14 protein-coding genes and 7 tRNA genes are annotated in these 12,125 nt (G+C 72.1%); 9 read left to right on the forward strand and 12 right to left on the reverse strand.

The window, feature by feature from the left end:
• Positions 1-108: 108 nt before the first annotated feature.
• Together ACH4UM_RS10505 and ACH4UM_RS10510 are read right to left on the reverse strand one after the other, a co-directional pair.
• On the reverse strand, positions 109-1,344 hold the full coding sequence (locus ACH4UM_RS10505) for a hypothetical protein (protein WP_398176193.1): 1,236 nt from the start codon (positions 1,342-1,344) through the stop codon (positions 109-111).
• Complete coding sequence (locus ACH4UM_RS10510; RefSeq protein WP_398176195.1) at positions 1,341-1,907, reverse strand: DUF4365 domain-containing protein; 567 nt, start codon at positions 1,905-1,907, stop codon at positions 1,341-1,343. The genes ACH4UM_RS10505 and ACH4UM_RS10510 overlap by 4 nt, the downstream gene beginning before the upstream one ends.
• Before the next feature lie 181 nt (positions 1,908-2,088).
• On the opposite strand from ACH4UM_RS10510, the gene ACH4UM_RS10515 reads away from it, so the two are divergent.
• Positions 2,089-2,817, forward strand: a complete 729-nt coding sequence (locus tag ACH4UM_RS10515) for a 3'-5' exonuclease (RefSeq protein WP_398176197.1) — start codon at positions 2,089-2,091, stop codon at positions 2,815-2,817.
• Between the two features lie 514 nt (positions 2,818-3,331).
• Here the strand turns inward: ACH4UM_RS10515 and ACH4UM_RS10520 are convergent.
• From ACH4UM_RS10520 to ACH4UM_RS10540, 5 genes are all read right to left on the reverse strand, one after another.
• Positions 3,332-3,403, reverse strand: a tRNA-Val gene (locus ACH4UM_RS10520).
• A gap of 39 nt (positions 3,404-3,442) precedes the next feature.
• Positions 3,443-3,889, reverse strand: coding sequence for an SRPBCC family protein (locus tag ACH4UM_RS10525; RefSeq protein WP_398176199.1), 447 nt, complete (start codon positions 3,887-3,889; stop codon positions 3,443-3,445).
• A 443-nt stretch (positions 3,890-4,332) separates the two neighbouring features.
• The gene (locus ACH4UM_RS10530; RefSeq protein WP_398176201.1) at positions 4,333-4,542 is read right to left on the reverse strand and encodes a hypothetical protein; all 210 of its coding nucleotides are present in this window, start codon (positions 4,540-4,542) and stop codon (positions 4,333-4,335) included.
• Between the two features lie 309 nt (positions 4,543-4,851).
• Positions 4,852-4,923, reverse strand: a tRNA-Val gene (locus tag ACH4UM_RS10535).
• Positions 4,924-5,034: 111 nt separating this feature from the next.
• The gene (locus ACH4UM_RS10540) at positions 5,035-5,499 is read right to left on the reverse strand and encodes a TIGR02611 family protein (RefSeq protein WP_398176203.1); all 465 of its coding nucleotides are present in this window, start codon (positions 5,497-5,499) and stop codon (positions 5,035-5,037) included.
• Positions 5,500-5,689: 190 nt separating this feature from the next.
• Here ACH4UM_RS10540 and ACH4UM_RS10545 point away from each other — a divergent pair, with 190 nt between their 5' ends.
• Both ACH4UM_RS10545 and ACH4UM_RS10550 read left to right on the forward strand, forming a co-directional pair.
• Complete coding sequence (locus ACH4UM_RS10545; protein ID WP_004002642.1) at positions 5,690-6,103, forward strand: SsgA family sporulation/cell division regulator; 414 nt, start codon at positions 5,690-5,692, stop codon at positions 6,101-6,103.
• Positions 6,104-6,407: 304 nt separating this feature from the next.
• Positions 6,408-6,968 carry a CGNR zinc finger domain-containing protein gene (locus tag ACH4UM_RS10550; RefSeq protein WP_398176205.1) on the forward strand — a complete coding sequence of 187 codons (561 nt, stop codon included), beginning with the start codon at positions 6,408-6,410 and terminating at the stop codon, positions 6,966-6,968.
• 79 nt (positions 6,969-7,047) lie between these two features.
• On the opposite strand, the gene ACH4UM_RS10555 is transcribed toward ACH4UM_RS10550, so the two are convergent.
• A complete protein-coding gene (locus ACH4UM_RS10555) occupies positions 7,048-7,200 on the reverse strand; it encodes a hypothetical protein (protein WP_189707182.1) in 153 nt (50 codons plus the stop codon).
• Positions 7,201-7,365: 165 nt separating this feature from the next.
• Positions 7,366-7,815: a hypothetical protein gene (locus ACH4UM_RS10560; protein WP_398176207.1), complete on the reverse strand. Its 450-nt coding sequence runs from the start codon at positions 7,813-7,815 to the stop codon at positions 7,366-7,368.
• Positions 7,816-8,031: 216 nt separating this feature from the next.
• Between ACH4UM_RS10560 and ACH4UM_RS10565 the strand changes: the two genes are divergently transcribed.
• Positions 8,032-8,562: a DsbA family protein gene (locus tag ACH4UM_RS10565; RefSeq protein WP_398176209.1), complete on the forward strand. Its 531-nt coding sequence runs from the start codon at positions 8,032-8,034 to the stop codon at positions 8,560-8,562.
• A 72-nt stretch (positions 8,563-8,634) separates the two neighbouring features.
• On the opposite strand, the gene ACH4UM_RS10570 is transcribed toward ACH4UM_RS10565, so the two are convergent.
• The 3 genes from ACH4UM_RS10570 to ACH4UM_RS10580 all read right to left on the reverse strand — a co-directional run bounded on the left by ACH4UM_RS10570 (position 8,635) and on the right by ACH4UM_RS10580 (position 11,404).
• On the reverse strand, positions 8,635-9,459 hold the full coding sequence (locus tag ACH4UM_RS10570) for a GNAT family N-acetyltransferase (protein ID WP_398176211.1): 825 nt from the start codon (positions 9,457-9,459) through the stop codon (positions 8,635-8,637).
• Positions 9,460-9,530: 71 nt separating this feature from the next.
• Entirely contained in the window at positions 9,531-10,352 is an 822-nt protein-coding gene (locus ACH4UM_RS10575; protein WP_398176213.1) for an aminotransferase class IV, read from the reverse strand.
• A gap of 2 nt (positions 10,353-10,354) precedes the next feature.
• Complete coding sequence (locus ACH4UM_RS10580) at positions 10,355-11,404, reverse strand: chorismate-binding protein (protein WP_398176215.1); 1,050 nt, start codon at positions 11,402-11,404, stop codon at positions 10,355-10,357.
• Between the two features lie 177 nt (positions 11,405-11,581).
• On the opposite strand from ACH4UM_RS10580, the gene ACH4UM_RS10585 reads away from it, so the two are divergent.
• From ACH4UM_RS10585 to ACH4UM_RS10605, 5 genes are all read left to right on the forward strand, one after another.
• A tRNA-Gly gene (locus tag ACH4UM_RS10585) sits at positions 11,582-11,654 on the forward strand.
• A 37-nt stretch (positions 11,655-11,691) separates the two neighbouring features.
• A tRNA-Cys gene (locus ACH4UM_RS10590) sits at positions 11,692-11,765 on the forward strand.
• Between the two features lies 1 nt (position 11,766).
• Positions 11,767-11,838: transfer RNA gene (locus ACH4UM_RS10595), tRNA-Val, on the forward strand.
• Positions 11,839-11,861: 23 nt separating this feature from the next.
• Positions 11,862-11,933, forward strand: a tRNA-Val gene (locus ACH4UM_RS10600).
• Between the two features lie 43 nt (positions 11,934-11,976).
• Positions 11,977-12,048: transfer RNA gene (locus ACH4UM_RS10605), tRNA-Val, on the forward strand.
• Positions 12,049-12,125 lie beyond the last annotated feature (77 nt).

Raw genomic sequence — 12,125 nt, forward strand, 5'->3', positions numbered from 1 at the left:
GGGGTGCGGCGCCATACCGGGAGCGCGCGCATGACTGGGATCGTACCGATTCGGGGCCGCCGACCGCGAAACGATTACCCTCGGTCCGCGCTCGCCCTCCGTCCGCACTCAGTCGCAGTCGTCCCCGGCGCACGCCTCCTCGAAGTAGTCGGTGTCCTCCGCGTTCTCCTGCATCGACTTCATCAGCCGGTCCCGCTCCTCGTCGTCCACGTGCACCGGCACGACTCCGGAGGCACCGGTGAGCCGGCGGAAGCCGCCGCGGCTCTCCAGCCTCCCGAGCACCCGCACCGGCAGGCCGACCAGGTGGGCGTGCCCGGCGATCCGGTAGTCCTCCTCCTCCAGGCTCACCCGCACGTACGGCACCTCGGCGCCGGCGATCACCCGCAGCCGTACGGTGCCCTCGCCGCGCGGCTCGGACCGGCGCATCCGCACCACCGTGCCGGTGAGCCGCACGGGCACCGACGGCTCGGCGCGCAGATAGCGGGCCCCCGCCTCGCGCAGCACGGGCAAATCGCCGGGCGAGAACTCGACGGCCTCGGCGGCGGCCACGCAGTCCTCGGGTATGCCGGCGGCGGGCGCCCACTCGACCGCGATCCGGGCGCCCTCCGTGCCGCGCACGAGCGAGACGAGGGCCTCGGTGAGCTCACGGCTGGCGCCCGCCGGGACGGCTCCGTCGAAGGCGTCCATGCCGCCGGTGGCCCGCTGGTAGTCGATGGCCTCGCGCACCGCGTACAGCGCCTGGTGGAGCCGCACGGCGAGCGGCCGTCCGGGATCGGCCGGCACGAAGGCGGTCAGCCGTCGGCCGTCGGCCGCGGAGCCGACGAGAACGTGCTCGAGACAGGCGGTGGCCGAGCGCCGGTGCCGGGCGCCGTGGTAGCCCGCCCGAGCGCGGGTGGCGAGCGCGGCGGCGAGCAGCATCTGCCGGGCGGCGGAGCGCAGCCGCTCCTCGACGGTCCAGGGCGCCGCGTCGGCCGGCCCGCCCGGCACGTCCCGCCACCAGCGGATCTCGTCGCTGGGCAGACAGAGCGCGACCAGCACCTCGCGCGCGGACGGCGTGCCGCTGCGGGCCAGGGCGTCGAGCGCCTCGCCGAGCAGGTCCTCGCTGTCGGGGAAGGCACGGCTCTCGGGCACCAGCAGGCTCGTTCCGGCACCCCCCGGGCCGGGCGGGGTCCAGCGGCCGTAGCGTCCGGCCGCGCCGCCGCGCCGCTGCCAGCCGTGCCGGCGCAGCAGGGCGCCCAGCACGGCCGGGTCGACGGCGGCGGGGTCGGGGGGCCGGTTCCAGGGAGCGTCGACCGGGTGCGGCCGCACCGGCCGCAGGGGCTCGTCGAGGGGGCGGTGCGTCATGGTCTGCCTCCCGTCCCTACCCGCGTCATGATCTCGCACAGGGCCCGGTCGTCGAAGATGCGCGAGGTCGGTATCCGCACGGTGGTGCGGTGCCGGCCGGTGACCGGATGGCCGGCGAGGTTGACCCAGTAGCAGCAGTGCCTGAGGTCGAGCCGGTCGTGGCCGGCCCGCAGCCACTGGTCCGGGGAACGCGGCACGATCATCACGACCAGGATCTTGTGCACCGAGACCGGGGTGCGGGCGAGCTTGGCAAGGTGGGCGTTGTCGAGCGTGAAGGAGAAGAACCGGCCCGGGGGGTTGGGCGGGATCTGGTACGTGCACTTCAGCTGCACCTTGATGGTCACCTCGTCGTCGACGGTGTGCCCGGGGGCGCTGTGACTGACGTGCCAGTCGATGCCGTTGTCGGGAAAGGGCTGCGACAGCGAGCAGCCGGCCGCCGCGGCGACCGCGTGCAGATATCCCACCTGCAGTGTCTCCATGCAGGCGGTGGTGGCGAGTGTGCCGCGCAGGGTGCCCGCACGCTCGGGCAGCAGCCCGCCCCGCTCGGGCTGCGCAATCGCCATGGCCAACAGCCTTCCACACCGAAACCAGTGTCGGGTGCATTCCCGCCGCGGGCCTGTGAACTGCAAAGACCCGTACTCCTGTTGTGTCCTTCCGGCGTACGGCGCAAACAGCCCGGGTATCACCAAACGGGCAGAAGACGGTGCGTCAGCTGCCTTGGGTGAGCGAGGAGTTGTGGTCTACATGACGTGCTGCTGGTACGAGGGGCCGCTGGCCGCCTTCGACACCGAGACCACGGGCGTCGACGTCGAGACCGACCGCATCGTGTCGGCCGCCGTCGTCGTCCAGGACGCCCCGGGCGCCCGGCCGCGGATGGCCCGCTGGCTGGTGAACCCGGGGGTGCCGGTGCCTGAGGAGGCGACAGCGGTGCACGGGCTCACGGAGGACCATCTGCAGCGCAACGGGCGCTGGCCGGCCCCGGTGATGTACGAGATGGCCGAGGAGCTCGCGGAGCAGGCCGCGCTCGGCCGTCCGCTGGTCGTGATGAACGCGCCGTTCGATCTGACGCTGCTGGACCGGGAGTTGCGCCGACACCGGGCCTCGTCGCTGGAGCGCTGGTTCGAGGCGTCGCCGCTGTGTGTGCTCGATCCGCGGGTGCTGGACAAGCATCTGGACCGCTACCGCAAGGGCCGCCGCACGCTGACCGACCTGTGCGCGCACTACGAGGTGGTCCTCCAGGGCGCGCACGACGCGGGAGCGGACGCGCTGGCCGCGCTGGAGGTCGTACGGGCTCTGGGGCGCCGTTTCGCGACCCGGCTGGACCGGCTGACGCCGACCGAGCTGCACACGCTTCAGGTGGGCTGGCACGCGGCGCAGGCGCGCGGTCTCCAGGCGTGGTTCGCGCGCACCGGATCGGAGGAGACGGTGGATCAGGCATGGCCACTGCGGCCGGAGTTGCCGATGGCGGCCTAGTGCTGGGGCCGGAAAGGTTCACCGGGAACCTCCGCCACGCCGCCCGCGCCACCGCCGACCCCGCCGTCGCAGCCGCCCGGGCTCCTGCCGCAGGAGCTGCCCGGGCTGCTCGAGGAGGGCGCGGTGCGCGAGCGTACGGAGGCGGCACCGAGTCCTACGGCGGTGCGGGCCCGAACCGCACCACCGGCGAGGACCGGTGCCGGGCGGGGACGGCGGCTGCCTCGACGGATTGCCGTCGGGCGGAGCCGAGGCCGAGGGCGACCGCCCAACGCCGGGTACAGCCGCACCCGGTCGTCGTCGAGCGGTTCCCCGCCCCGGCAGGCGCAGGGGTCGGCGAGGCAGCGCCGGAAGGCCCCGGTCCGCCGCCACCGGGCGCTGCCCCCGGCGGTGCGCCGGAGCAGTTCCCAGGCCCGCAGTCACAGCGCGAGGCCGGCGCCGAAGACGATCACGCCCGCGACGTTCCCCCATGGCAGCAGAAGAGCCGGTCCGCTGCTGCGGACCGGCTCTTTCCCGGTGGGCGATACTGGGTTCGAACCAGTGACCTCTTCGGTGTGAACGAAGCGCTCTCCCACTGAGCTAATCGCCCGGGAACGCACTGAACAATACAGGCCCCCGCACGCTTCGTTCAAACCGCTTCCAGGTACCGGAGCAGTCCGCGCCGCCCGGCCCGCATCATCAGCCGGTGGTTGGCGCGGAAGAGGGGCCGTCCTGGTACGGCCAGCCGTCTCAGCAGCGGCTTGCGCACGTCGACGACCTGGTCGTAGCGGGCGAGGGTGCCGGTCCCGTGGGCGGTGAGCGTCCAGCGCGCCGAGCCGTCGATGTCCCCGCTCATCGCGACTTCCAGCACGCCGGCCGCCGGGTCACGGCGCACCTCCCGCGCGGTGAAGGTCATGTCGTACGGCAGGAGGGAGCGGATGCGGATGACGCCGGTCGTGCCGTCGAGCCGGGTCACCCCGCGCACCTGCCGCCACCACCGCGGATAGTCCTCCACCCGCTCCAGCGCCAGGTACACGGCGGCGGGCGGCGCGGGCAGGGCCCACAGGCTGCGGAAGCGGTAGCGGGTCCAGTCCATGGCCCTTCAGTCTGCCCGGGCCACCCCCGGTTCCCCGGCATCTGAGTACGCGTACTCATGCCGTGCGGCGTGACGCGGACCACACTGATGCGCGAGCGCCGCCGCCCGTGAGGCGGCGCTCCCCCATCGGCCGGCTGCGAGGCCCACCGGCGACCAGGGCCGTCGGAGCCGCAGAACCCGGTCCAGGCGCGCCGGGCGAGCGCAGCATCGCCGGTCTGCACGGCGGCGCAGGCGTCGAGGCGCGAGTGGCCGGTGCGGCTCGACGCGCGCCTTCCGGCAGACCATTCTGCCGCTCACCCACACCACGGTGCTGGAGCCGGCCGGAACGGCGAACTGCCCGCCGTCGCCCTCGTCGGCCCGGTGACACCGGCGCGGAAGTCGTCCAGCCCCGGAACGCCGGCGTCGATCTGCGATCGGAGATCGAGCAGGACACTCCTCTTGTCCTACCTCCGAAGAAAAGTGACGGCGTTTTGGAAAACAACCGGGGGATATCCGCCACAGGCCTGCGCCTGGAACTCCTCCCAGAAAGAGACCTGGTCCGGGAAGTCCGTCTTCACCTTGCTCTTCGGGTACTTCTTCGCGAAGAGCGCGATGGTCTGGTTGATCCTCTTGACGCGTTCCTCGGCGCTCCATGACGAGTAACGGATCGTCACCGCCGCATTCCCCGAACCGCTTTCACCACGGCACCCGGCCGTGGCCGGAGTGCGAGCGCGGCCGCGGAAGCCCCGGCCGTTCAGGATCGTCGCGTCTCAAGACTCAAGGTTCGCTTGCTGCCCACAGGGCGCCCCGTCGGGACACGGCGGAGTGGACTCGATCGGTCGCCGCGGGTGAGGAAACGCGGGGCCGGGCGGCCGATGGGACGGCGGGCACAGGGGGGAGCCGGGGCCCGGGGCGAGACTCCGTCCGACGCGCAGACGACGGCGGCCCGCCTGCGCGATCGCAGACGGGCCGCCGGTTCCGGGTGGGCGATACTGGGTTCGAACCAGTGACCTCTTCGGTGTGAACGAAGCGCTCTCCCACTGAGCTAATCGCCCGGGCGCATGAAGAACATTACCGCATGTCAGGGGATGCCCGGGACCACGGGCCGCCAAAGGCCCGGCAGGAGACGCGCACCCGGCCCGGCCACCCGGCCGGAGCCGCCCGGTTCACTGGTTCCTGATGTTCCAGGGCATGGCGAGGCCGAACTTCCAGACGTAGATCCCGACCAGGACCGCGACGATCACCAGGCCGGTCGCCGTCAGGATGATGTTGCGACGGCGCACCTTCGGGTCGAGGGCGCGCTGGGCCGCCTCGGTGACCTTGCGCTTGGTCCAGCGCAGCACGAGCTGGGCCCAGACGAACTCGGTCGCCCAGATCGCCATGCCGCCGAAGATCACCACCCAGCCCGGCCCGGGCAGCGGGAGCATGACAATGCCGGCGCCGACGACGGCGAGTCCGACGACGAAGATCCCGACCTGCCAGCTGAGGTGCAGCACGCGGCGTGACCGCACGAATTCCGGCGCCCGCGAGCCCAGCCCGCGCCGGTCCTGCGCTTCTTCCGCCTCCGCCTCGCCCTTCGATCCGTCCGACGCCATGGCAACCTCGCCCGGCTCGTCACTCCCCGTATTCATACACAGAACCCTACCGGAGAGAAACAAGTCACCGTAATGGGCGTACCTCGCGAACAGGTTCTCGGCCGGAAGAGTTACCTAAAGCCAGGCAAAACACTCAGAGGGGTTTACAACGGCACCGTAGGTGGCATGTCGATTTCGCCGACGTGCGAATCCCCGAGCGCACACTGAGCGAAAGGCCCTGGCGCTTATGAACACCACGGTCAGCTGCGAGCTGCACCTGCGCCTCGTTGTGTCGAGCGAGTCCTCCCTGCCTGTCCCCGCAGGCCTGCGGTACGACACGGCCGACCCCTACGCCGTGCACGCCACCTTCCACACCGGAGCCGAGGAGACCGTCGAGTGGGTGTTCGCCCGCGACCTCCTCGCCGAGGGGCTTCACCGTCCCACAGGGACCGGCGACGTCCGTGTCTGGCCGTCGCGCAGCCATGGCCAGGGCGTCGTGTGCATCGCCCTGAGCTCTCCGGAGGGCGAAGCCCTCCTCGAGGCCCCGGCACGGGCCCTGGAGTCCTTCCTGAAGCGAACGGACGCGGCCGTGCCCCCCGGCACGGAACACCGCCACTTCGATCTGGATCAGGAGCTCTCGCACATCCTCGCGGAAAGTTGACGTCAGGCCCGGCGAGGCCCTTCAAGCTGCCCGTTGCCGTCCACTCGGGGAGACGGCTCGGGCCAGGACAACCGCATATGGGATGCGCCGGCACCGGCCCCTCACCGGGGCCGGTGCCAGTGCGTTCGCCGCAGCCGTCCGTGGCCGGCGGTGACGTACGGGTGGCCATCGCCGCCCGGTCCGGGACACAGGGGTACGCCCTTGGCCGAACCGCGTGTGCGGCGCTGCTCGGGTGACGGCCAAGCCACTACCATCGGCCTGCATCGGCGGGCGTGTGCCCGATCCCCAGGCCAGGGAGCGAAACGTGCTGATCACCCACGACACCCGGTGCGCGCTCGACACCGTGGTGGATCTGGTGAACACCGCGCCGGAGGACGACTCGGCGCCGGACGGGCTGGCGGACATCGCGGCGCTCGAGCACTTCGTGCGAAACCACAAAATGAGCGATGTCGGGGTGCTCTCGGAGTTCGACGTCTCGGCGGTGCGCAGGATCCGTGGCCGGTTCGCAGGGATCTTCGCCGCCCCGGACGCCTGGACGGCCGCGGGGATGATCAACGAGCTGGTCGCCGCGGCCGGCACCACACCCCGGCTCACGGACCACGACGGCTACGACTGGCATGTGCACTACTTCGCCCCCGGCGCCTCTGTGGCCGACCATCTTGCGGCGGACTGCGGAATGGCCCTGGCGTTCTTCGTGGTGGCCGGGGAGCAGGAGCGGCTGCGGCGCTGCGAGGCCCCCGACTGCCGGCGCGCCTTCGTCGATCTCTCCCGCAACCGCTCGCGGCGGTACTGCGACAGCCGGACATGCGGCAACCGGCTCCACGTGGCCGCCTACCGGGCACGCCGCAAGGAGGCCACGGGCTGACCCCGGGAAGCTCGGCGAGGCCGCGGACCCACTGTGTCGTCGGTCCCCGGCGGGTGGCGCCGAGGACCCACGGTACGGCTCACAGCAACAGCAGATCGTGCAACGCAGCCATGAGCAGCAGACACCCGATCACCGCCAGGAAGATCATCAGCGGCGGCTGGGAAAGGGCGAAGAGGCAACCGCGCGGCTCGTCCTGCTGCGGCGCGGCCTCGCTCTGTGTCGTGTCCACCATCTCGCGGCGATGATGACGCACCCGGCACCGGCCGTGTGATCAACACGCCCGGAATGCACGGCAGTTCGCCGGATTTCGTGATCTTCGTTTCGGTTCGGGCCGGGTCCTGAACGCTTCCGGGCACACCACGGACACCCTGTGTCGGTTCCGGCCGTCAAGCGACCGTCATATGCCGTGCTTCTTCAGGATGGCCTCGATGTCGCTGAAGTCGTCCCCGGTGCGCGGCGCGGCCGCCGGGCGCGCGGACGGCCGGGCCGCCGGGCGCGTGGCCGGGCCCAGGGACGGCGCCGAGGGCGCCGGAGCCACCCCCTCCGGTCCCGCCTCCCGGGCCGCCGCCCTGCGCTCCTTGCGCGTCCCGCCGCGGCGGCGCTCCACCGCACGTGTCGACGCCAGGAGCAGCCAGGCGCCGCCGAGCAGGGCGAAGCCCGCCCAGGCGGTCGGGCTGAGGGCGGTGGCGGACAGCCAGCCGACGATCCCGGTCATCACCAGGCCGACGGGGACGAGTGAGTAGGCCGCGATGCGGGCCGCGGCAAGGAAACGCCTGCGGTACGCCGTGACCGCGGCGATGCCCAGGCCGGCCGCGGAGACGGCGGAACAGACGGTCTCGGCAATCATCCGGTCCTCCAGGCAGCGCTCACCGGCTCGGGCAGTTCGTCCCTTCCATCCTGCACCGCCCCGGCCCCGGGAGGCCATGCTCCGGGCGGACATCAGGGACATCTCCGGGTCACCTCCTCCGCAGGTGCCGGTGGTGCCGCTTCCCTCAGGGGCGCCGGCCGGGGCCGCGCATGATCCGGATTGGGTGCCCCGAGGCGGGCCTGGGAGACTGGGCCCATGAGCGACTCCTCCCCCGCCCGCACCCCTGCCCCGGTTCTCGACGTCTGGTGCGAGCTCCAGTGCCCCGACTGCCGCGCCGCGCTGGCCGACCTGCGTGCCCTGCGTGCCCGCTACGGCGACCGGCTGGAGCTGCGGCTGCGGCACTTCCCGCTGGAGAAGCACAAGTACGCCTTCGCCGCCGCGCAGGCCGCCGAGGAGGCCGCCGAACAGGGACGGCTGTGGCCGTACGTGGAGGCGGTGCTCGGCCGGGTCGAGGAACTGGACCGGGCCGGCGAACCCCTCCTGGTCGAGGTGGCCCGCGAACTGGGCCTGGACGCCGAGGAGTTCGACACCGCGCTGATCGACGGGCGGCACATCCTGATCGTCGACGCCGACCAGGCCGAGGGCAAGGCCATCGGAGTGTCCGGTACGCCGACGTACGTCGTCGGCGGTGAGCTCCTGGACGGCGGCAAGAGCCAGGAGGGGCTGCGCGAGCGCGTCGAGGAGATCGCGGACCGGCTGCTGGCCGAGCGCGGGCAGGAGGACTGACCGGCCGCGCCGAGCGGGGAGAGACGGACCGCCCGTCCCCGCCCAGAGCAGTTCCTTGTGCCCCGTCCCCGCCTAGAGCAGTTCTTTGTACAGGGAGTAGCGGACCGGCTCGTAGCCCAGCGACTCGTACAACCGCTCCGCCGGGGTGTTCCCCGCGAAGACGTTGAGGCCCAGGACGCGCCGGCCCGCGGCCACCGCCTGCGCCTCGGCCAGCAGCATCAGGGAGCGGCCGTGGCCCCGGCCACGGAACCGCTCGTCCGCCTCGACGTCGTAGACGAAGGCCTTGTCCTCGGTGATCGCGATCCAGAGGGTGCCGACCGGAGTGCCCTCGTGTTCCAGGACGCTGAGCACCATGCCCGGTGTCGTGGGTCCCTGGGGCAGCAGCCGGGCGTGGTCGTCCTCCGACTTGGCCCACGCCTGCTCCGGGGGCACGCCGCGGCCGATCCAGCTCTGGGCGTAGGTGGCCTTGCCGTGTTCGAGCCACGGTCCGTACTCGGCCTGTGTCAGCGGGCGGCCCCGGCTGCCGGCGGGCAGTTCGGGCGCGGTGGCGTCCAGCCGCTTCTCCATGCCGCGGTTGCGATGGACGTAGCCGAGTGCCGTGACGAGCCGGACCGCGGCGGGCGAACCGGCGGGCACGGCGGTCTCGATCCGCTTGCACCCCCAGCCGCGCGCCACCTCCTCGGCGGCGAGCGCGGCCACCGTGCCACGGCCCCGGCGGCGGTCGGGCTCGTCGATGCTCAGATCGAGGATCCGGGCGACGGCCGGCCCGAAGACGGGGTGTGTCGCGAGGTGGATCACTCCGACCGGACGGCTGTTCACGCACACCCGGTAGCGCCGCGAACGGGTCCCGTCGGCGTGGTGCTGAAGCGGCTCGGCCGGCCGCAGGGTCGTGGTCATCAGGGCTGTTCTACCCCCCACCGGTCCCCGCGTCAGCCTCATTTCCGCGCTTTCGCGGACCTTCCCCGGTCCTACGGGTCCAGGTCGTTCCCGGCCCGCTCCTCGAAGATCCGCATGGCCTTGGCGGTCACCGGGCCCACCGCGACCGGCAGTTCGCGGCCGTCGACACGGTGCACGGCCTGGACGTCGCGCAGCGTGGAGGTGAGGAAGACCTCATCGGCCCGCTGGAGTACGTCCAGCGGCAGCTCGGTCTCCTTGGCGCCCGTCCACTCGATCGCGAGCTCGCGCGTGATCCCGGCCAGGCACCCGGAGGCGAGCGGCGGGGTGTGGATCTCACCGTCGAGGACGACGAAGACGTTGGAGCCCGTGCCCTCGCAGAGCTGGCCGACCGTGTTGCCGAACAGGGCCTCGGAGGCGCCGCGTTGGTGGGCGCGGGCGAGCGCCACCACGTTCTCGGCGTACGAGGTGGTCTTCAGGCCGGTGAGCGCGCCGCGTTCGTTGCGGGTCCAGGGGACCGTGACCACGGCGGTGGAGTCGGGACGGCGGGTGGTCTCTCCGAGGGCGACCACCACGGTCGGGCCCTGGTCGCCGCGGTCGGAGCCGAGCGGGCCGTGGCCGCCGGTGCAGGTGATGCGCAGCCGGCCGAGGGGCATCGGGTTGGCCTCGATGACGGCGGCGCAGGCGCGGCGGATCTCGTCGTGGTCCGGGTCGGGCAGTCCGAGGCCCTTGGCGGAGCGGGTCAGCCGGTCCAGGTGACGGGTGAGCGCGAAGGGCCTTCCCCCGGCCGCCTTCACCGTCTCGAAGATGCCGTCGCCCACGGTGAGCCCGTGGTCGAGGACGGAGACGCGGGCGGACTCGATGTCCTGCAACCCGCCGTTGAGCCAGATCTTCACGTCTACAGTCCCTCTCCGGTGTCCTCGTACGTGCCCGACGCTACCGCGAGCAGCCGGGCCGCCTTCAGCTCGGTCTCCCGCCACTCGCCCTCGGGATCGGAGTCCCAGGTGATGCCGGCGCCGGCGCCGAAACGCAGCACGGCCGTGCCGTCGGCGCTCCGGTCGATCCAGAAGGTGCGGATGCCGACGGCCAGCTCGCCCGTCCCGCGGTCGGCGTCGACCCAGCCGATGCCGCCGCAGTAGGGGCCGCGGGGCGCGCTCTCCAGGGCGTCGATGATCCGCAGTGCGCTCGACTTGGGGGCGCCGGTTATCGAGCCGGCCGGGAAGGCGGCGTCGAGCAGCTCCGGCCAGCCGGCGTCGGCGCGCAGCTCGCCGCGGACCGTGGAGACGAGGTGGACCAGGCCGGGGTGCTTTTCGACGGCGCACAGGTCGGGGACGGTGACGCTGCCTGTGGCGCAGACGCGCCCGATGTCGTTGCGGACCAGGTCCACGATCATCACGTTCTCGGCGTGGTCCTTCGCCAGGAGTTCGGCCTCGGTGCGGGCGGTGCCCTTGATCGGGCCGGACTCGACGGTCCGGCCGGCACGGCGCAGGAAGAGCTCGGGGGACGCGGTGGCGATCTCCACGCCGTGCCCGGGCAGCCGAATCGTTCCGGCGTACGGCGCCGGGTTGCCGCGGGCCAGTACGGCGGTCAGGGCGTCCACGTCCGCGTCGGGCACGACCGGCGCGGACAGCACGCGGCAGAGATTGACCTGGTAGACCTCGCCGGCCGCGATGTGCTCGCGAATGCGCCGTACGCCCGCGGTGTACGCGGCGCGGTCGAGCGACGACGTCCAGTCGCCGGTGGCCGGGCCCCGCCACCGGCCGGGCGCCGGGGCCGGCACGGGCTCCTGCCGTACGTCCCGGAAGCGGGCGCAGGTCAGCCTGCCCTCGTAGTCCGCGGCCACCGCCCAGAAGCCGGTGGAGTCGAGGGCTGCGGGGTCGCTGGTGACGTCGGTCAGGCCGGTGGCCAGCCGGCCACCGAAGCGGGCGAGAGGAGGCAGGTCGAGCACGCCGTCGAGTCTATGGCGGGTGCCGCGCGGCCGTCCCGGGGGTGTCCTCCCGGGTGCCTGACCAGGTCCTCCCGTGGACGCAGCGCAGCACGCTGCACAAACGCGTTTTTGTACTGGCACCGGAATCCGCTAGAGTTCAACACGTCGCCGGGACGCGCAAGCGATCCGAAACGACAGGCGGACGTAGCTCAGTTGGTAGAGCGCAACCTTGCCAAGGTTGAGGTCGCGAGTTCGAGCCTCGTCGTCCGCTCGAAGGAAGAGGGGTCCCCCGGGTCCCCCGCACTCCTGGTGGAGTGGCCGAGAGGCGAGGCAACGGCCTGCAAAGCCGTCTACACGGGTTCAAATCCCGTCTCCACCTCCAAGGACGATTAGCTCAGCGGGAGAGCGCTTCCCTGACACGGAAGAGGTCACTGGTTCAATCCCAGTATCGTCCACTGGAGCCTCAGGGCTTCGACCCGCGCGATTAGCTCAGCGGGAGAGCGCTTCCCTGACACGGAAGAGGTCACTGGTTCAATCCCAGTATCGCGCACGCAGTGTCCGTGATCGGCTCTTCGGAGTGATCGCGGCCCCGAGGACGATTAGCTCAGCGGGAGAGCGCTTCCCTGACACGGAAGAGGTCACTGGTTCAATCCCAGTATCGTCCACACACATCGAAGCCCCCGGCCGTCTCGTACGGCCGGGGGCTTCTTCGTGGCCGGACCACGGGCGGGACCACGGGCCG

The sequence above is a fragment of the Streptomyces sp. NPDC020801 genome (assembly GCF_044334385.1).
Classification (GTDB): Bacteria; Actinomycetota; Actinomycetes; order Streptomycetales; family Streptomycetaceae; genus Streptomyces.